At 38.8% G+C, this 19,983-nt stretch carries 15 protein-coding genes; 2 read left to right on the top strand and 13 right to left on the bottom strand.

Translation table 11 applies throughout. From position 1 onward, the window contains the following. Position 1: 1 nt before the first annotated feature. From AVFI_RS04345 to znuA, 4 genes are all read right to left on the bottom strand, one after another. Positions 2 to 229, bottom strand: a complete 228-nt coding sequence (locus tag AVFI_RS04345) for a FeoA family protein (protein ID WP_005418316.1) — start codon at positions 227 to 229, stop codon at positions 2 to 4. Positions 230 to 857: 628 nt separating this feature from the next. Next, entirely contained in the window at positions 858 to 4,265 is a 3,408-nt protein-coding gene (locus AVFI_RS04340; protein ID WP_188863395.1) for a helix-turn-helix domain-containing protein, read from the bottom strand. Between the two features lie 148 nt (positions 4,266 to 4,413). Further along, positions 4,414 to 5,754 (bottom strand): murein DD-endopeptidase MepM, encoded by a 1,341-nt coding sequence (mepM, locus tag AVFI_RS04335; RefSeq protein ID WP_017018462.1) that lies wholly within the window; start codon positions 5,752 to 5,754, stop codon positions 4,414 to 4,416. After that, positions 5,751 to 6,644: a zinc ABC transporter substrate-binding protein ZnuA gene (gene znuA, locus AVFI_RS04330; RefSeq protein ID WP_054775281.1), complete on the bottom strand. Its 894-nt coding sequence runs from the start codon at positions 6,642 to 6,644 to the stop codon at positions 5,751 to 5,753. The genes mepM and znuA overlap by 4 nt, the downstream gene beginning before the upstream one ends. Before the next feature lie 88 nt (positions 6,645 to 6,732). On the opposite strand from znuA, the gene znuC reads away from it, so the two are divergent. Together znuC and znuB are read left to right on the top strand one after the other, a co-directional pair. Beyond that, positions 6,733 to 7,503 (top strand): zinc ABC transporter ATP-binding protein ZnuC, encoded by a 771-nt coding sequence (gene znuC / locus AVFI_RS04325; RefSeq protein WP_005418311.1) that lies wholly within the window; start codon positions 6,733 to 6,735, stop codon positions 7,501 to 7,503. Further along, entirely contained in the window at positions 7,500 to 8,285 is a 786-nt protein-coding gene (znuB, locus tag AVFI_RS04320) for a zinc ABC transporter permease subunit ZnuB (RefSeq protein ID WP_017018464.1), read from the top strand. The genes znuC and znuB overlap by 4 nt, the downstream gene beginning before the upstream one ends. A 94-nt stretch (positions 8,286 to 8,379) precedes the next feature. Here the strand turns inward: znuB and AVFI_RS04315 are convergent, their stop codons facing one another. The 9 genes from AVFI_RS04315 to sdhC all read right to left on the bottom strand — a co-directional run bounded on the left by AVFI_RS04315 (position 8,380) and on the right by sdhC (position 19,787). Continuing rightward, the gene (locus AVFI_RS04315; protein ID WP_233650327.1) at positions 8,380 to 9,990 is read right to left on the bottom strand and encodes a methyl-accepting chemotaxis protein; all 1,611 of its coding nucleotides are present in this window, start codon (positions 9,988 to 9,990) and stop codon (positions 8,380 to 8,382) included. 232 nt (positions 9,991 to 10,222) lie between these two features. Continuing rightward, positions 10,223 to 11,095, bottom strand: a complete 873-nt coding sequence (gene sucD, locus AVFI_RS04310; RefSeq protein ID WP_005418308.1) for a succinate--CoA ligase subunit alpha — start codon at positions 11,093 to 11,095, stop codon at positions 10,223 to 10,225. Beyond that, complete coding sequence (sucC, locus tag AVFI_RS04305) at positions 11,095 to 12,261, bottom strand: ADP-forming succinate--CoA ligase subunit beta (RefSeq protein WP_005418307.1); 1,167 nt, start codon at positions 12,259 to 12,261, stop codon at positions 11,095 to 11,097. The genes sucD and sucC overlap by 1 nt, the downstream gene beginning before the upstream one ends. A 152-nt stretch (positions 12,262 to 12,413) precedes the next feature. After that, positions 12,414 to 13,625 (bottom strand): 2-oxoglutarate dehydrogenase complex dihydrolipoyllysine-residue succinyltransferase, encoded by a 1,212-nt coding sequence (gene odhB / locus AVFI_RS04300; RefSeq protein ID WP_005418306.1) that lies wholly within the window; start codon positions 13,623 to 13,625, stop codon positions 12,414 to 12,416. Between the two features lie 19 nt (positions 13,626 to 13,644). Then, positions 13,645 to 16,461 (bottom strand): 2-oxoglutarate dehydrogenase E1 component, encoded by a 2,817-nt coding sequence (gene sucA, locus AVFI_RS04295; RefSeq protein WP_017018466.1) that lies wholly within the window; start codon positions 16,459 to 16,461, stop codon positions 13,645 to 13,647. Positions 16,462 to 16,558: 97 nt separating this feature from the next. Beyond that, complete coding sequence (locus AVFI_RS04290; protein ID WP_005418304.1) at positions 16,559 to 17,272, bottom strand: succinate dehydrogenase iron-sulfur subunit; 714 nt, start codon at positions 17,270 to 17,272, stop codon at positions 16,559 to 16,561. Positions 17,273 to 17,284: 12 nt separating this feature from the next. Continuing rightward, on the bottom strand, positions 17,285 to 19,051 hold the full coding sequence (gene sdhA / locus AVFI_RS04285) for a succinate dehydrogenase flavoprotein subunit (protein WP_188863396.1): 1,767 nt from the start codon (positions 19,049 to 19,051) through the stop codon (positions 17,285 to 17,287). Further along, positions 19,051 to 19,398 carry a succinate dehydrogenase, hydrophobic membrane anchor protein gene (gene sdhD / locus AVFI_RS04280; protein WP_054775279.1) on the bottom strand — a complete coding sequence of 116 codons (348 nt, stop codon included), beginning with the start codon at positions 19,396 to 19,398 and terminating at the stop codon, positions 19,051 to 19,053. The genes sdhA and sdhD overlap by 1 nt, the downstream gene beginning before the upstream one ends. Continuing rightward, positions 19,392 to 19,787 carry a succinate dehydrogenase cytochrome b556 subunit gene (gene sdhC, locus AVFI_RS04275; RefSeq protein WP_026029235.1) on the bottom strand — a complete coding sequence of 132 codons (396 nt, stop codon included), beginning with the start codon at positions 19,785 to 19,787 and terminating at the stop codon, positions 19,392 to 19,394. Before sdhC ends, sdhD begins: the two co-directional genes overlap by 7 nt. Between the last annotated feature and the right edge of the window lie 196 nt (positions 19,788 to 19,983).

Here is a 19,983-nt window from a genome sequence, read left to right as displayed (position 1 = left end):
TTTATAATTCCTTAACTGTAATTTGTTCAGCTAAATTCTTTCGGATAGCAAGAGAAGTGCCTCTCACGCTAATCTGTAATGGGTCTCCCATTGGAGCTTTTCGTAAAATCGCAATTTCAGTATGAGGCAACATACCCATTACCATTAACTTCTTTCTTGTGTCGGTTGGTAACAAAGACATGTCTGTTACTACAGCTTTTTTGCCGCTCTCTAATTGCGCTAGGTTCATCTCAAGCTCCACGATAGTGAGAATCATTATTATTTCGTTTCATTTTATAACTAACAGTTACTTTTTTCTTGCGCTAAATCAATTTTTTTCAGTAAATTGACAAAAAACATCAAATACCCTTTTGTTAATCGTAAAATAAGATATATGACATTGCTTCCAAAACCACGTCAATTACGTCAATTTAATACCATAAATAAATAACGTTAAAATAATTAAAAACATAACAAAAACGACAAACAAAAAAATATCATTTAAAAACAAATAGATAAGCATAAAATTATATGAATGTCGTTTTTGTACCAATAGATTGTCGTTATTTTGATATGTAAAAAAAGGAGGGGCGATTATAGTTAATTACATCGAGAGGGAGACCTCTCAACTTTTATTCTAATAGAAGTAACAAGAAGTATCTTGTTACTTCGGCAGCAAGCGAAGGCGTCTTTGGCGCCCGTGACGTAGTCCCCCCGGCTACGTCACGATCTTTTTTTTCTTTATGAAAATACCCATCCGATTAAATACCTCATATTGAACCCCAAGCATTCAACACGTTACCTATATTTATCGACCAAGTTTCATTGTATACATCACTTATTTTCTTTTAAATATCTTATATCGTTTCAGTTACGTACTATTCTTCATTCTCAGTCACAAACTGTGTTGGTGACAAACCATAATGACGCTTAAAACGCTTACTAAAATAAGAAGGATCATTAAAACCTGATTCAAAAGCAGCATCTGCAACTTTCTGACCAGAGATAAGCAGTTCACACGCTTTTTCTAATCGTGTATCAATTAAATATTCCATAAAAGAACGCTGAGTTAATTGCTTAAATTTCCGTTGTAGATTTCGTTCCGATATAAACAGAGCTTTTGCTGCCGCACTCGTACCAAAAGACGCCAGAGAGTAATTATCTTCAATAAGTTGGTAGACTTTTAATAACCATTCTTGGTGTTGTTTCTGCTCATCACTGTCTTTATCTTTAGAATGAACCTCTGGTACTTGAGGCGTAATAAATTCATCGATAGCAATTGGCCACGAAAATTGCAGCTCATTAGAGCCAGACATATTCTTAACTATTTCAAAATGCCCACCATTTTGAACTGTGAGTAATTTAACTGCTGGGAGGCCTAATGCTTGATTAATCACTTCAATTGTTTGTGATAAATCTACTCTTCCTAATTCATCTAACTCAGTTACTGATATCTCAGCACCTTCACTCAAAAAGTAAGCAGCCACTCGTGCGCCATCACACTGAATACGTATCGTTACCACCTCACCTGATTGACTTCGTTTTAATAAACTAAATAATACATTATTAAAAATGGCATCGATCAATAGCGGTTGAACAAAGATAGAAACGCCTTGTGAATTGTCTTCAAGGATAAGATCAACCCCTTTTGTATGGTATTCATCTTTCCAGCTTTTTAATGCCGCACTAAGTAAAGGAGCTAAAACTTGATTGGTTCTCTTATTCTTTTGCAACGTAACAAAAGGTTCAATATGAGTCAGTTGCTCTAATAATTGCAAACTGTGTTCACATTGATTCGCCAAAGCAAGGTTGGTAAGTAACCCTTTCTTTTGTAGATTTGCTTGAATGTCTTTTATTGGCTGTCTCGCTTGTTCTGCCATTTCAGAAATAACATGCTGACGAACAGTAAGAAGCTTTTGTAATTGTCGGTTGCTTGAGATTAACGCTTTACCTTGATTACTTAATTGCTTCGTTTTGATTTCAACACTTTTTTTCAGCTTCTCATTACTTTTCTTAATTTCTTTAGATCGCCAATAGTAAATGCCCATTAAGATTGCACTCACTAAACTAAATAAAAAGAAGATAAACCAAGGAGCAAAAAACCACGGGACTTCAACATAAAACTCAACCTCAGTCACAAGACTTCTTCGCTGGCCATTATTTCGTGGTTTTATACGCAATTCATACTTACCTGATTGCAATGAATCAAAGATTAATAAGCTACCATCAAAATCTTGCCATGCTTCATCATTCGAACCTAACAGTTGAAAAGAAAGCGACTTATTATTGAACTCAGGAAGCACACCGAACAAAAACGATATATTCGCCCCATAAGGAACTTGCTTGGTTAACTTTTTCTCTCCTCCATAATTTACAATTTCAGAATCAATTTTAATTTGACCTAATACTACGTGAGGTTTGGGACGATGGTATTCGATTAACTCCTGCTCATGAGCAACGATAACCCCATCTTTACTTGCAAATAGCATTACGCCATTTGGGGATATTGAACAAAGATCAGGAAGTAATTCATTATTGATAAGTCCACTTTGAGTTCCAAAATGCTTTACGATTCGTCCACGATGGGTATATAAAGAGAGCCCTTTACTTGATGATAGCCAAACACCATTATCGCTGGATAATACACAATGTGGTGTGGTGTATTCTGTTGGTAATGAGATATCCGTTCTTATCCCGTTACTATTACTGATCTGCAACCCATAGTTACTGACAATCCATGAGTTTCCATATTCAGTATCTACCATATCTAAAATACTGCCAGCATGAACATAGGCATAATCAAAGGTTAACGCCCCATTTTCATATCGATATAAACCAACATTTGTCCCTATGGATATTTGACTGTTCTTATTTTGATAGATGTGCGTTATTTGTATTGAATGCTTCTGATCCAAGGCCCAAGAGAACCCTAGATTTACTAATTTATCTTGATGAATGTCGTACTTATACAAACCATAAGAACTGGAAAACCATAACATACCATCATCACTTAATAGTAAATGATCGATACTTTCATCTTCTACGGGTTTAAGACCTTTAGGTATATAGGTATTTTTTAACAGTGGATCGACTTGCAGTATACCTTTATCCGTTGCAGCCCATACAAACTGATCTCCATGAGTAAGATCATTGATCGAATGCTTACTTATGGTAACGATTGGTTGATATAAGTTATCCGTGTTTATCAATAATAGACCTGACGATGTGCCCAACCACGCATCGTTTTCTGATGTTTGAGTAATCGCATTAATTTCACTGATATTCAGTAATCCGTTTACGTCTTTATAACGTAAACGCGAAAATAATCGATTGCTGTCCGAGTAATAGCTCACACCATTATCAGTGGCAACCCAAAGGCCATTATTATGATCAGCAATAACGGAATAAACCTTATTACCTTCTAAAGAGTAGTCATCACGAACAACCGCAGTAAAATGGTCTATTTTGTTATTTAAAATATTCCATTTATATAACCCATCACTCGTCCCAAACCAAAAGTAGCTTTCTGTTTCTGCAAATGAAAGTAATGATGAATTAATTAATATTTTTTTATTAATGATTAATTCATGATCATGAAGTTCTGATGACCAAATACTGCCATGAGTCCCTAAAAATATCTTATCAGTATATTTAGAGTAAAAAATGGCATCTATATATTGTCCAAGATAAAGAGGTGTATAACTTTCTGTTGCTATATCAAACTCAAAAACCCCCTCCGATGTGGAAACGAGCCAGCGATTATCAACATATATAGCACCAGTTATCGTAATTTCATCTAAAATAGCACTGGTATTTACTTCATTGATATTAGATGAGTAATAACGTTTTTTCTTTGGGTCATAAACAAAAAAACTATCGGTATCATTGCCCCAGAACATACCATTCTGCTGATTCATTTCTATGATGCTAGTTCCTTTTGGCATCTTATAAACTTCATTCATTCCTGTTTTTTTAGACCAAGCGTGAATACTTCCTTTTTTAATAAACCAAAATTCGCCATTAAAATACGCTATTTTTCTTGGCAAGGTTCTATCGCTCTTTTCACCTATAGTAAAAATATTTTCACCATCAAATAGATGAAGTTGACCATAGATGTCATACATCCATACCGCACCATCTTCTCTCATAAACAGTTGCTGAGCGGTAATATATTGACCATCAGTATGAATTGGCATTGGGTAAAAAATTGAGCTTTCAGATTGTGATAAAGTGAAAGTAGAGAAAAAGAGAAAAATACTTAAAGTAAGTATTCTGAAGAAAAGCATCTACTCGCCTTAGAATGAAAAGAGAATGGGTATCAACATCATAGAAAAACTCCGTCTATATAGCAATCAATGCATAGATAAAGGATATAAAAAAGCCCTGTCATATTAATATATGCAGGGCTTTATATAATTATGTTTATCTGAACAGTTAGACCTGCTCTTGCAGTGCCTCAATCGTTAGCTTAGCTTGTTGTTTAAAACGAGCTCGCTCATCACTTTTCACTGGAGATGCCTGAGGTAAAGGTACCTTCATAGCATTAACTGCTCGACCATTTTTAATTAGTTCATAGTGCAAGTGAGGCCCTGTTGAACGGCCTGTATTACCACTTAGCGCTATCTTGTCTCCCATTGATACTTTTTGCCCTTTCTTCACTAAGATCTTACTTAAATGAAGATAGCGAGTCATATATTCACGACCATGTTTAATAATAATATAATTACCAGCCAATGGATGGTGTAATGCTCTTACAACCACCCCATCACCCGTGGCATACACCGACGTGCCCACAGGTGCAGCAAAATCGGTACCGTTATGAGGAGAAATCCTTCCTGTTACAGGGTGCTTACGATACGGATTAAACGGTGAACTAATTCTGTAGCGTTGATGAGTAGGAAAACGCTCTAATGCTCGATTTAAACTACGACCTTGAACATCATAATAATGTCCATCAGTGTGTTTAATTAGTGTGATATCACGACCTGCATTTTTGTATAGCACCGCCTTTACATCACCAGATGAAACGGCTTTCCCATCGATAAACTCTTTATCAATTTCAACGGCAAATCGATCCCCTTTACGAGCTTCTTTACCAAAATCAAATTTCCACTGGAGCTGTTTTGCAAGTGTTTGGATTTGACCAGGCGTTAACCCAGCTGAACGTGCTGAATTATAAAAATTACTTGTTACTCTACCTGAAAGGAATACGGGTTTTATCTCACCCTTCTCTTCAATCTGAGTGAAAGTATATTTTTCACCATTCCAAGCATACACATCCGTATCTTTAATGTTTCGATGGATTTTTAACTCGGTTAATTTTCCATCTTCATCTTGCTGCCACTCAAGATCAACACCAACTCGCATATTCGCCGCTGATTTATTTACATCAAGAAGTGCATACATATCTGAAATAGATAATGCGTATTGATTAAAAATAGCGCCTAACGTTTCACCCGCATCAACGGTATGTGAATGAACGATATCTTCAGCATTAATGTGCTTATCTAATTCATCTTTAGGGGCATTAAATTCTGGATCATTAGGATCAAAAATCGTTTCTACAGGTTCACTATTCTGATCTGCTAGTGTTTGTAGATTCTCACTCGACAATGTCACAGTGCTTCGAGATGGTTCCGAAAGACTTTGAGTAATACTATGTGTCGGTTCCCAAATAAAAACGACTACCGTAAAAAGAGACAAAGACATTAAAACAAGCTTATGCCTTTTCGATAGTGAATTAATTCGAGCTGCTAATACTTCTTTATACTTCATTGATTTAGACAACTTTCTAGCTCGTTACTGATGGTTAATAAGAAATTAAAATAAGCACCCGGAACTTCATCTTGCTGTATGGCTAAAGGATCTAATTCACCTTTATGAACATCAGTACCGCGAGTTATCGTTATTACGATTGCTGGCTCAAATTGAGGTTCAGAAAAAACACATACTGCTTGCTGAGAAACCAGTGATTTTTTTATTTTTATCAATGTTTTTGCACCCGGTTTTCTATCCGGACTCACCGTAAAGTGCCCTAAGTTATTCATATCAAAATAACGCTCAAAATAGCCATATGCATCATGAAAAACAAAGTAACCTTTACTCTTCACTGGGGCTAATTGAGTTGAAATCGTTTTCACTACCTGTGTTAACTTTTTTTCAAACTGTGCAAGGTTAGACTGATATTGATCTTTATTCAATGGATCAATTTTAATCAGTTGCTTGGTTATCTCTTTTGCGACGCCCAAAGTTTCTTTCGGACCTAACCAAAAATGAGGGTCTGTATTGTGATGATGGTGCCCTTCATGAGCGTGCTCATCTTCATCGTGCTTATCAAAATGATAAAATTCAACAGAAGGAAATTGGCTTACTGTGATGATGTTCTTTTTATTTTCTAGAACTTTACTAAGGAAAGGTTCAAGATCATTTCCATACCAAACTATGGTATCTGCGTTCTTAATTTTTTTCATATCTGATGGGCGTAATGCGTAATCATGAGGAGATGCGCCGCTTGGAACTAAATATGACGATGTCGCTACACCTGCTGTTAATTCCTGTACAATAAGATTAATCGGCTTTACTGAAGATAATACGCTCATTGCTTGTGCATTTACTCCCCAAAAGGTACATATACACAGCAATATGAATTGAATTCTTTTCGTCATTTTTGTCTCTTAAAAAATGTGATAGCGATTGGATTTTTAAAATGTTACATTATAACACTTACTAATTGCAAACGACTCTTATTTAAAAATGACCACTTTACTCACTTTACAAGATGTTTGTGTTGTCTTTGATGACCGTCATGTCATCGATAATGTCTCTCTTTCTATTGAATCAAATAAGATCATTACTTTGATTGGCCCTAATGGCGCAGGAAAGTCGACATTAGTAAAAACTATCCTAGGTCTACAAAAACCAACAAGCGGAACCATCAAAAAAGAAAAAAAACTGCGTATTGGTTATGTTCCTCAGAAATTGCATTTAAACGACTCGCTTCCTTTGTCAGTTCATGGTTTTCTAAAACTAGCCGGTAAGTACAGCCAGCAGGAGCATCTTAGTGCTTTAAAGCTTGTTGAAGCAGAGCATCTTTTAAATTCCAATATGCATAAACTCTCTGGCGGAGAATCGCAACGTGTGTTATTAGCGCGAGCATTATTACAACGCCCTGATTTACTCGTTCTAGATGAACCTGCACAAGGTGTCGACGTACAAGGACAAATCAGTTTATATGCATTAATTGAATCTATTCGACACCGTTTTAACTGTGCCGTATTTATGGTGTCGCACGACTTACATTTAGTGATGGCAAAAACAGATGAAGTCATTTGCCTTCAGCATCATATTTGCTGTTCAGGGGCTCCTGAATCCATTTCAAAACACCCAAAGTATATTGCCCTGTTTGGACAACAACGAGATCAACAACTTGCGTTTTACCATCATGAACATCATCACAATCATGATCTTTCTGGAGAACCAAGTGATGGTTCATGCTGCAGCAAAAATAAAAAGGCACACCAATGATTGAATTTTTACTTCCTGCTTTACTCGCTGGATTAGGCATCGCTTTATTGGCAGGTCCATTAGGTTCATTCGTTGTTTGGCGTAAAATGGCTTATTTTGGTGATACATTAGCTCACGCCTCTTTACTCGGCTTATCTTTAGGTTTCTTATTTGATATCAATCTAAATTTAGCTTTGGTTATTTGCTGTGTTGCTATCGCTGTATTACTGGTGACATTACAAAAGCAACGTCTTGTTGCTACCGATACCCTATTGGGCATTTTAGCGCATAGTTCACTTTCTCTAGGTTTAGTTGCTGTCAGCTTTTTAGATAATGTTCGTGTGGATTTAATGTCATATTTATTCGGTGATTTATTAGCGGTAACTTATGATGACCTTTTATATATCTATTCAGGCGTCATTATTATATTAGGATTGATTTTTATTGTTTGGAAACCATTACTGTCTTCAACAATCAGTGAAGAGTTGGCTCAAGTTGAAGGGGTTAACGTTGAATTAATGCGTTTAGTCTTAATGTTGATGGTTGGATTAGTTATTGCCATTGCAATGAAGTTTGTGGGAGCGTTAATTATTACTTCTTTATTAATTATCCCTGCTGCTACCGCTCGTCGATTTTCTCGTTCACCTGAACAAATGGTTGTATTTGCATCTATATTCGGGTGCGTAGCAGTAATGGCTGGGTTGGCCTTATCTTGGCATTATGATACTCCTGCAGGCCCATCTGTTGTTGTTTCTGGTGCTGCGATATTTATGCTCAGTCAGCTAAAAAAAGTAAAAGGTTAAAATATACCGATTTACATAAAGATTTAACCAACGGTGCATCCTGATTGAAGTCATACAAAAAGAGCAAGACGATTTCGTCTTGCTCTTTTTATTTTTATAATTTAAATCGATTTACAATACTTGTTAAATCATCTGCCATGGAGCCAAGTTTTTCAGCTTGTTGTGCTGTTGACTCCACATCCGTTAAATTATCTTTTGCAAACATATTAATATCAGTGATTAACTGATTTACGTTCGTTGTTGCAACTAATTGCTCTTCTGTTGATGCTGATATTTGGCTGTTCATGGTTTGTATTACAGAAACAGATTCAAAGATAGAGTTCACTGTATTTTGAGCTACCACTGTTTTTTCAGCAATTGTGTGCGCTTCGTCTGAATTACTTTGCATTAGGTTCACTGATTTAACCGCTTCATCTTGTAAGCCTGCAATCATTTCTGATATTTGAGCAGTACTGTCTTGAGTTCGACTCGCCAGTAAACGAACTTCATCAGCGACAACAGCAAAACCACGACCACTTTCACCGGCACGTGCAGCTTCAATCGCAGCATTTAATGCCAGTAAATTTGTTTGATCGGCAATACCTCGAATAACATCTAAAATACTGCCAATGTTTTCGGTTTCAACTTGTAAATTACCGATAACTCCAGCCACACCTTTAATATTTCCAGCCAGTTGTTGCATATCATTATTCATGTCACCGATAGTGCTAATGCAATCTGCTGATGTACTATTTACGGTCAGAGCTGAATCCGTAGCTTGAACAGCACTTTTCGTTACTTCATTAACACTAACAACTATTTGATCTGTGGCAACAGCAGCTTGTTCTAACTGTTCTGTTTGTGTTTTCACATTAACATTCATTGTTTGAGATGAAGCCGATAGATGATGAGATGAGTCACTTAACTCTTTTGTTAATACCGTTATATCATTAACTAGATCTTTGATATTTGAGGCCATATCAAGAATGCGGCCATAGATACCAACATTTTCAATTGATTTTTCAGGTAAGTGACTTAGATCGCCACGAGAAATACGGTCAATAACATTAAGAATGACATCGGGCTCATTCCCTAAGGTTTTGTTGTATTTTCGAACCGCAAAAAACATCACTAATCCAATAAACAGATTAACAACAACACCAATTGTTAACCCTTCAAACAAGAATGCTTTAAACGTATCGTTTACTTTTTTCTCTTGAACACCACTACCTAAATACCAATTCCACAGTTTTGTTTTTACTGCTATTGATTTCACTTCTGTTGTGACATTTTCACGAGTCGTAAACCATGAATAAGTAATCACTTGCCCAGCTACGGTTAAATTATTAATAATATGAGTTTCTGCTTCTTTACTAACAATATCTGAGAAATGCTTACCTATAATTTGAGGATCTAATGGCGCAGCTAAAAAGTTTAACTTTTCATCCGTCATCCAAATATATTCATTATCGGAATAGGCATAACTTTGCATCAATTCACTTGCAAGACGCTTAGCTTCAATTTCTGACAATTCACCTGTTGCGACTTTTTCTTCTAATGTAGCAATGGTGTTTTTCGCATTGGTTAGCAAGTTTTCTAAACGTGTTACGTTATTGGTTTCTAAAGTGAATCGTACGTTGTATGCCCCCATAATAATGGAACCAAACATTGCAGCCGAAAAAATTACATAGATAATAAAATACTTAGATTTTGTATTAAATTGCATAAAAGGTCTCAAATAAAAATAACCATTAATAATCGTGCTATTCATTCTTTGAGTAATATAAATAAGAGTCGTAGAAAGAAAAAGCGCCGAATCTTATCAAATAGTTATCTTAATCCTGTACTCTTTTTCACCACTCCAAATGTAACTAAACATGTCATAATGTCACATATTAAAAAAGCCATTCATATTTCTATAAATGGCTTCTGAGTTATTCATGTATTGGTTTAACTTATTACCAACCAGTCACTTCTCTTAGTGCTTTACCGATGTCTGCAAGACTTTTTACTGTCTTAACGCCCGCTTCTTCTAGCGCTGCAAACTTATCTTCTGCCGTACCTTTACCACCAGAGATAATGGCACCAGCATGGCCCATACGTTTACCAGGAGGCGCAGTAACACCTGCAATATAAGAAACCACAGGTTTAGTTACATTCGCTTTAATATATGCAGCCGCTTCTTCTTCTGCTGTACCACCGATCTCACCAATCATTACGATTGCTTCTGTTTCTGGATCTTCTTGGAACAGTTTTAGAATATCAATAAAGTTTGAACCTGGAATTGGATCACCACCAATACCAACACACGTTGATTGGCCAAAGCCTTCGTCAGTTGTCTGCTTAACCGCTTCATACGTTAATGTACCAGAGCGAGAAACAATACCTACTTTACCTTTCTTATGAATGTGACCCGGCATGATACCAATCTTACATTCATCAGGAGTAATAACACCTGGGCAGTTAGGACCAATCATCACTACGCCTTCGGCATCTAAACGAACTTTAACGTCTAAAAGATCAAGTGTTGGAATGCCTTCTGTAATCGTTACGATAAGCTTAATGCCCGCATCGATTGCTTCAAGGATTGCATCTTTACAGAAAGGTGCAGGTACATAAATCACTGAAGCCGTAGCACCAGTTGCTTCAACTGCATCACGAACCGTGTTAAATACAGGAAGACCAAGATGAACTTGACCGCCTTTGCCTGGTGATACACCACCAACCATTTGCGTTCCATAATCAATGGCTTGCTCTGAGTGGAACGTACCTTGACCACCAGTAAAACCTTGGCAGATAACTTTTGTATCTTTATTAATTAGTACAGACATTATTTGCCCTCCGCTGCAGCAACAACTTTTTCAGCCGCTTCAGTTAATGAAGTAGCCGCAATGATATTTAGGCCACTTTCAGCCAGTTTTTGTGAACCTAGTGGTGCGTTGTTACCTTCAAGGCGAACAACAACAGGAACTTCAACACCCACTTCTTCAACAGCACCAATGATGCCATCTGCAATTAGATCACAACGAACAATACCACCAAAGATGTTTACGAGAACCGCTTTAACATTACTGTCTGATAAAATAATTTTGAACGCTTCAGTTACACGCTCTTTTGTTGCACCACCACCTACATCAAGGAAGTTAGCTGGTTGGCCACCGTGTAGATTTACGATATCCATCGTACCCATCGCAAGACCCGCACCATTAACCATACAGCCAATGCTGCCATCAAGTGCTACGTAGTTTAATTCCCACTGAGCAGCATGCGCTTCACGCTCATCCTCTTGAGATGGATCGTGCATTTCACGAAGCTTAGGTTGACGGTACATCGCATTTGAATCAATGTTGATTTTGCCATCAAGACATAGAAGGCTACCTTCAGCAGTAACCACTAATGGGTTGATTTCAAGAAGCGCTAAATCGTACTGAGCAAACATATTACCTAAGCCCATGAAGATTTTAACAAACTGCTTAATTTGATCGCCTTCTAAACCCAATTTAAATGCCAGTTCACGACCTTGGTATGCTTGAGGACCAACAAGAGGATCGATCGCCGCTTTATGTATCAGTTCTGGTGTTTCTTCAGCAATTTTTTCAATATCAACGCCACCTTCAGTCGATGCCATAAATACAATACGCTGTGATGCACGATCGACAACTGCACCTAAGTACAATTCATTCGCAATATTTGATGCTTCTTCGACTAAAATTTTTGATACAGGTTGGCCGTTGGCATCAGTTTGGAAAGTAACTAGATTTTTACCTAGCCATTTTTGTGCAAATTCTTTAACGCCTTCTTTTGTGTCATGCAGTTCAACACCGCCCGCTTTACCACGGCCACCAGCGTGTACTTGACACTTAACTACTTTTTTCGCCGTGCTAATACGGCCTGCAGCTTCAAAAGCTTCTTGAGGTGTATCGCAAGCATAACCCTCGGGTACAGGAAGGCCAAATTCTGCAAAGAGCTGCTTTGCTTGATATTCATGTAAGTTCATTATGTTCTATCCATTTTATGTTATTCCCTTTTATGGGAATTTTTAATGTCCTAAGAGGCTCTAAGGTCTCTTTCTATTTTTTATCCAATAATGAAGTTGAATAAGAGGCTGCCGTGAGCATGGCAGCCTTTGTTTGTTACTAAGAGTTATATTTAAACATCTAGTAATAAACGAGCAGGATCTTCAAGTAACTCTTTAATGGTTACTAAGAAACCTACTGATTCACGACCATCAATTAAACGGTGATCGTAAGACAATGCTAGATACATCATTGGTAAAATTTCTACCTTACCATCAACCGCCATAGGACGATCTTGGATTTTATGCATACCTAAAATTGCAGCTTGAGGTGGATTGATAATAGGCGTCGACATTAATGAACCAAACACGCCACCATTAGTAATGGTAAAGTTTCCGCCCATTAAATCTTCTACTGCTAATTTACCGTCACGACCTTTAATTGCTAGCTCTTTAATGCCTTTTTCAATATCAGCAAATCCAAGCGTATCGCAATCTTTCAGTACAGGAGTAACTAACCCACGAGGAGTTGAAACTGCCATACTAATATCAAAGTAGTTATGATAAACGATATCATCACCATCAATTGACGCATTCACTTCTGGGTAACGCTTCAATGCTTCTGTTACCGCTTTCACATAGAAAGACATAAAGCCTAAACGTGTGCCATGACGCTCTTCAAATTGATCTTTATATTGCTTACGAAGATCCATGATAGGTTTCATGTTTACTTCATTAAACGTCGTTAACATCGCTGTGCTGTTCTTCGCTTCAAGTAGACGATTGGCTACTGTTTTACGAAGGCGAGTCATCGGTACACGTTTTTCGCTACGATGAGCTAATGCTTCTGCTGGCTTATCTGCTGCTTTTTCTGCTTTTGGCGCGGCTTTCAATGCTGCAATATGTGCATCAACATCTTCACGTGTAATGCGACCACCAACACCTGTGCCTTTCACATCAGATGGAGCAATATCATGCTCACCTAATAGACGACGAACCGCTGGACTTAATGCATCATTGCTTTCTTCTGATAAAGACGCTGTATGACGTTTATCAGGAGATGATTCAGTTGCCGTTGTTACATCAGTCGTTGGCTCACCAACAACAGCACCTGGCTTAATGCGCGCAAGAAGTTGTTTAGAAAGAACCGTTGCACCTTCATCTTCTAAAATGGCTTCTAGTACTCCTGCTTCTGGCGCTGGTACTTCAAGAACCACTTTGTCCGTTTCAATGTCTACAAGTATTTCATCACGCTCAACTGCATCACCAGGCTGTTTATGCCATGTTGCTACAGTAGCGTCTGCTACAGATTCAGGTAAATCTGGAACCAGAATTTCGATTGTCATATCCGTTTTCCTATACTTTCTAGTTCTTATCTAGGGTCAGAGCGTCTTCTACTAACGCTTTTTGTTGTTTCACGTGCACCGACATATAACCTACTGCTGGCGAAGCAGATGCTGGGCGTCCTGCATAATGTAGAATCGCACCATCAGGTAATGCTGAGCGGAAGTTATGTTGGCTTGAATACCAAGCACCTTGGTTTTGAGGTTCTTCTTGACACCAAACATAATCAACAACATTTGTATATTCAGCTATTGCTGCTTCTACGTCTTCTTTAGGGAATGGGTACAGTTGTTCAATACGAACAATTGCAATGTCATTCTGTTCATTCGTTCGACGTTGTTCCAGAAGGTCGAAATAAACCTTACCAGAACAGAAAACAACTCGTTTGACTTGTTTAGGATCTAACGCATCAATCTCAGGAATCGCTGACTGGAAGTTACCTTCAGCAAGCTCTTCAAGTGTTGATGTACATAATGGATGACGTAGTAAAGATTTAGGTGACATTACCACTAATGGACGACGCATTGGGCGAACCACTTGACGACGTAACATGTGATAAACTTGCGCCGGTGTTGATGGCACAACCACTTGCATATTTTGTTCAGCACAAAGCTGTAAATAACGCTCTAAACGTGCAGAAGAGTGCTCAGGACCTTGACCTTCATAACCGTGCGGTAGCAGCATAGTTAGACCACACATACGGCCCCACTTTTGCTCACCTGAAGAAATGAACTGATCCACAACAACTTGAGCACAGTTAGCAAAATCACCAAATTGCGCTTCCCAAATCGTTAAACCACTCGGTTCTGCCGTTGCATAACCATACTCAAACGCTAATACGGCAGCTTCTGATAAAACAGAATCATGAACTTCAAATGGACCTTGTTTATCATGAACATTTGATAGCGGTACGTATGTACTTGCATCAGATTGATTATGTAGTACTGCATGACGATGGAAGAAAGTACCACGACCAGAATCTTGGCCAGTAATACGAATACGCTTACCTTCATCAACAAGCGTCGCATAAGCTAATGTTTCAGCCATACCCCAATCAATTGCTTTTTCTCCAGCAATCATTGACATACGATCGTTGTATAACTTATTTACTCGGCTGTGTAATTTATGGCTTTCTGGGTATTGGCAAATTCGCTGACCAAGCTCAACTAAGCGCTCTTTATTGAATTCGTTCTCCCATTCCATATTCCAATCATGACCAATAAATGGTGACCAATCTACATTATGTAGTTTCATTGGACGCCACTCTTTCACCACAACTTCACCATGGTCTAGTGCATCTCGGTACTCATTAATCAGTTGAGTTGTCGTTTCTAACTCAAGATCTTGGCGCTCAATTAATGCGTCCGCATACAATTTACGTGGTGTTGGGTGTTTTTTGATTTTTTGATACATCAATGGTTGCGTTGCATTTGGCTCATCAGCTTCATTATGGCCATGGCGGCGATAACACACTAAATCAATCACTACATCACGTTTGAATTCGTTTCTGTAATCCAATGCAATTCGTGTGACAAAAGCAACGGCTTCAGGATCATCTGCATTCACATGGAATATTGGTGCCTGAACCATTTTTGCAATATCAGTACAATATTGAGTTGAACGAGTATCTTTCGGATTTGATGTGGTAAAACCAACTTGGTTATTCACGACAATGCGAATCGTACCACCCACATAGAAAGCACGAGCTTGTGACATATTAAATGTCTCAGCTACCACGCCTTGCCCTGCAATAGCAGAATCACCATGAATAGTGATAGGAATTACTTTATCACCCGCTTTATCGTTTAAACGATCTTGGCGAGCACGAACCGAACCAATAACTACTGGGTTTACAATTTCTAAGTGAGATGGGTTGAAAGCCAATGCTAAATGCACATCTCCACCCGGAGTTGCGAAATCAGAAGAGAAACCTTGGTGATACTTAACATCACCTGTACCCCATGAATCGCCATGCTTTCCAGCAAATTCATCGAATAAATCTTGTGGCTTTTTGCCAAGTACGTTGATTAGCATATTTAAACGGCCACGGTGAGCCATACCAATAACGACTTCTCTACCACCACACGAACCCGCATGACGAATTAACTCTTTCACCATAGGAACCATGGCATCGCCACCTTCCAGTGAGAAACGTTTCGCTCCAGGGAACTTAGCACCAAGATAGCGTTCAAGGCCTTCAGCAGCCGTGAGCTCTTCTAGGAATGTGAGCTTTTCTTGAGAAGTAAAAGATGGCTTACCTGCTACAGATTCTAGACGTTGTTGGATCCAACGTTTTTCCTCTGTATTAGTAATATGCATATATTCTGCACCAACAGAACCACAATAAGTGCTGCGTAATGCATCATACAAATCAGAAAGTTTCATTGTCTCTTGGCCTGAAGCAAAAGAGCCAACGTTGAACGTTTCTGAGAAATCTTCATCGGTTAAGTTATGAAATGCTGGTTCTAATTCAGCAACATATTCATGAATTTGCAAACCTAGTGGATCGAGATTTGCATTTTGATGCCCACGGAAACGGTATGCATTAATAAGTTGCAGTACCTTAACTTGCTTAGCATCTACGTCTGGATCGTTAACTTGAGCGCTAAATTGCTTGGTTTCTTTCGCAAGACGACGGAAATAATCACGAACAGGAGTATGAGCTTGCTCTGCTGTACCAGCTTGATTTACTGGCAGCGCATCAAAAACTTCTCGCCATTCGTCACTAACGATTTCCGGGTCACTGAGATAGAGTTCGTAGAGTTCTTCTACGTACGTTGCATTAGCGCCAGCTAAATGTGAAGACTCGAGCCATGCCTTCATCACGCTATTCTGCATTATTTTCCCTTAATCCAGTAGTTTCACGTCTATCCCGGTCTTTGTGCCGGGCTTATAATAAGCCTCAACCTATCAACATAGGTTGAGGAAAAGTAAATTATACCGCTTTTTTCAATAGCATTGTCTTTATATGACCAATTGCTTTTGTTGGGTTTAACCCTTTAGGACATACACTTACACAATTCATGATACCATGGCAACGAAAAACACTGAATGCATCATCTAAATTAGATAAACGTTCATTTGTTGCAGTATCTCGACTATCAATTAACCAACGATAAGCTGCAAGCAACCCTGCTGGTCCGATGAATTTATCAGGATTCCACCAAAATGATGGGCATGAGGTAGTGCAACATGCACACATGATGCATTCATATAAACCATCTAGATGCTCACGCTCTTCTGGAGATTGTAGGTTTTCTCTTGAAGGTGGTGTTGCTCCATCACTAATTAAGAACGGTTTTACCTTTTCATAATTTTCATAAAATTGTGCCATATCGACAATCAAATCACGAACAACAGGCAAACCAGGCAATGGACGAATAACAATCTCACTTTTATCTGCTAATTCAGATAATGGCGTAATGCATGCAAGTCCGTTTTTACCATTCATATTAAGACCATCAGAACCACACACACCCTCACGACATGAACGACGGAAAGCTAATGTTGGGTCTTGTTCTTTTAATAAGATAAGTGCGTCAAGCACCATCATATCTGAACCTTCTTCAACATCTAATGTGTATGCTTTCATGTGAGGTGCATTATCTACATCTGGATTATAGCGGTAGATCGAAAAATTCAATTTCATTCTTCTGCCCTCTTAATATGTACGAGCTTTCGGAGGGAAAGCTTCACGGTAAACAGGTTCCATATTTACATTACGCTTAGACATTGACTCTGTCTCAGGGTTGTAAATTGAATGGCATAACCAATTAGCATCATCACGCTCAGGGAAATCGAAGCGTGCGTGTGCTCCACGACTTTCTGTACGGTAGTTTGCTGCTACTGCGGTTGCAAATGCCGTTTCCATCAAGTTCTCTAGCTCTAAACATTCAATACGCTGAGTATTAAACTCTGTCGATTTATCAGATAGATACGCATTGTTTAGACGCTCGCGGATCACTTTTAGCTCTTCAAGACCTTTTGCCATTGCATCACCTTCACGGAATACCGAGAAGTTATTTTGCATACACTGTTGTAAGTCTTTACGGATTTGAGCTGGGTCTTCACCACCCGTGCTATTTTCCCAACGATTATAACGCTCTAGTGAACGCTGAATATCTTCTTCAGTTGCTGGTTTTGCTTCTGCTTGCTTTTTCAGTGTTTCGCCTAGGTGAAGCCCTGTTGCACGACCAAACACCACTAAATCAAGCAAAGAGTTACCACCTAAACGGTTAGCACCATGTACTGAAACTGACGCAATTTCACCACAAGCAAACAGGCCTTGAACTTCAACATCGGCGCCACTTTCATCTTGCTTAATCGCTTGACCAGAAACTTGTGTTGGTACACCACCCATCATGTAATGACAGGTTGGGATTACTGGGATAGGCTCTTTAACTGGGTCAACATGAGCAAAGGTACGAGATAACTCACATACACCGGGTAGACGTGACTCAAGTGTTTCTTTACCTAAGTGATCCAATTTCAGTTTAATGTGTGGACCCCAAGGGCCATCGCAACCACGACCTTCACGAATTTCAACCATCATTGAACGAGCAACAACATCACGACCCGCTAAGTCTTTAGCATTTGGTGCGTAACGTTCCATGAAACGTTCACCATCTTTATTTAAAAGATAACCACCTTCACCACGACACCCTTCAGTTACAAGAACACCAGCACCTGCGATACCTGTTGGGTGGAACTGCCACATTTCAATGTCTTGCATTGGAACACCAACTCGAATCGCCATACCAACACCATCACCAGTATTAATGTGTGCATTGGTTGTTGAAGCATAAATACGTCCAGCACCACCAGTAGCGAGAATTGTTGCTTTCGATTTAAAGTAACAAACTTCACCGGTTTCCATACAAAGAGCAGTACATCCTAAAATGGCACCATCTTCATTTTTTACTAAATCAAGCGCATACCACTCAGAAAAAATCGTCGTTTTATGCTTAATATTTTGTTGGTAAAGCGTATGAAGAAGCGCATGCCCAGTACGGTCTGCCGCAGCAGCAGTACGCGCGGCTTGTTCACCACCAAAGTTCTTAGATTGACCGCCAAATGGACGTTGATAAATCGTACCATTATCAAAACGTGAGAAAGGCAAGCCCATTTTCTCTAGTTCAATAACCGACTCAGGACCATTTTTACACATGTATTCGATCGCATCTTGGTCACCGATATAATCAGACCCTTTCACCGTATCGTACATATGTTGTTCCCAATGGTCTTCATGCGCGTTACCAAGAGCAACAGTAATGCCACCTTGCGCAGAAACCGTATGAGAACGAGTAGGGAAAACTTTAGAAAGCAATGCACAAGATAGGCCTTGCTCAGAAATTTGCAATGCAGCTCGCATACCTGCACCACCAGCGCCAATTACAACGGCATCAAATTCTCTAACAGGAATACTCACTACACACCCCACACAATTATTAAACCAGAGAAGAAATATCCTAATAACACTGACACTAAACCAAGCTGAAGCAGAGCACGCAACATGACAGGTTTAATATAATCAGTCAGTACTTGCCATAAACCAATCCATGCATGAATTAGAATCGACAGTAGAGCTAACATGGTAAACGCTTTTGTAAATAGTCCACCAAAGAAGTTAGTCCATGACAAATACGTTAACTCTGGCCCAAAGGCACAAAAGCCAACAATGTATAATGTGTATAGAGTAAGAATGATCGCACTGGCACGAATTAGGATAAAATCGTGTACACCGTTACGACCAAATGACGAAACATTAGCTACCATACCAATACTCCTGCTAAAAGTGACAACACGGCTGTAATTGCAAACGCAACTTTAGCACTTTGAGTGCCTGACTCGAGCTCTTCAAAATAGCCCATATCCATCAGTAAATGACGAATACCTACGACAATATGGTAAGCAAGAGCAGTCAGAATTCCCCACATAATGAAAGTCACAAAAAAGCCATCGACATAATCAGCGGCTTGTGCGAATCCAATGGGTGAAGAAAGCGATAGGTTGAGCAACCAAAGCAATATTCCGACAGAAACAAAAGTAATTACACCACTCACGCGATGCAAGATTGAGGCGATAGCCGTTATAGGAAAACGGATCGTTTGTAGATCTAGGTTGACAGGTCTTGACTTTTTAACTTTCACAAGGGGCTCACTCAGCTCCATTGAGCATTTTATTGTTATAGATACCTCCGATCTATCAAAAACCGCCTAGATTTAACATTTATGCAACTTTTGATGTGAGCAACATCTCTTTATTGAGCTAAATATATAAACCGCACTCTATTTATAAGTAGATGAAAATCACGTTAACCCCATATAATATAAGGAAACAGACCAGAAACTCAGCCGCAGT

It is taken from the genome of Aliivibrio fischeri ATCC 7744 = JCM 18803 = DSM 507, assembly GCF_023983475.1.
GTDB classification, from domain to species: Bacteria; Pseudomonadota; Gammaproteobacteria; order Enterobacterales; family Vibrionaceae; genus Aliivibrio; species Aliivibrio fischeri.
The sequence above is the reverse complement of the archived record's forward strand: the minus strand, read 5'-3'. Positions and strand labels throughout refer to the sequence as shown.

Bases quoted from the DNA above. Each gene is read 5' to 3' on its own strand.
- sucD (WP_005418308.1), bottom strand. From the start codon at position 11,095: ATGTCTGTACTAATTAATAAAGATACAAAAGTTATCTGCCAAGGTTTT.
- AVFI_RS04315 (WP_233650327.1), bottom strand. From the start codon at position 9,990: ATGCAATTTAATACAAAATCTAAGTATTTTATTATCTATGTAATTTTT.
- odhB (WP_005418306.1), bottom strand. From the start codon at position 13,625: ATGACAATCGAAATTCTGGTTCCAGATTTACCTGAATCTGTAGCAGAC.
- znuA (WP_054775281.1), bottom strand. From the start codon at position 6,644: ATGACGAAAAGAATTCAATTCATATTGCTGTGTATATGTACCTTTTGG.
- sucC (WP_005418307.1), bottom strand. From the start codon at position 12,261: ATGAACTTACATGAATATCAAGCAAAGCAGCTCTTTGCAGAATTTGGC.
- AVFI_RS04340 (WP_188863395.1), bottom strand. From the start codon at position 4,265: ATGCTTTTCTTCAGAATACTTACTTTAAGTATTTTTCTCTTTTTCTCT.
- znuC (WP_005418311.1), top strand. From the start codon at position 6,733: ATGACCACTTTACTCACTTTACAAGATGTTTGTGTTGTCTTTGATGAC.
- mepM (WP_017018462.1), bottom strand. From the start codon at position 5,754: ATGAAGTATAAAGAAGTATTAGCAGCTCGAATTAATTCACTATCGAAA.
- sdhD (WP_054775279.1), bottom strand. From the start codon at position 19,398: ATGGTAGCTAATGTTTCGTCATTTGGTCGTAACGGTGTACACGATTTT.
- znuB (WP_017018464.1), top strand. From the start codon at position 7,500: ATGATTGAATTTTTACTTCCTGCTTTACTCGCTGGATTAGGCATCGCT.
- sucA (WP_017018466.1), bottom strand. From the start codon at position 16,461: ATGCAGAATAGCGTGATGAAGGCATGGCTCGAGTCTTCACATTTAGCT.
- AVFI_RS04345 (WP_005418316.1), bottom strand. From the start codon at position 229: ATGAACCTAGCGCAATTAGAGAGCGGCAAAAAAGCTGTAGTAACAGAC.
- AVFI_RS04290 (WP_005418304.1), bottom strand. From the start codon at position 17,272: ATGAAATTGAATTTTTCGATCTACCGCTATAATCCAGATGTAGATAAT.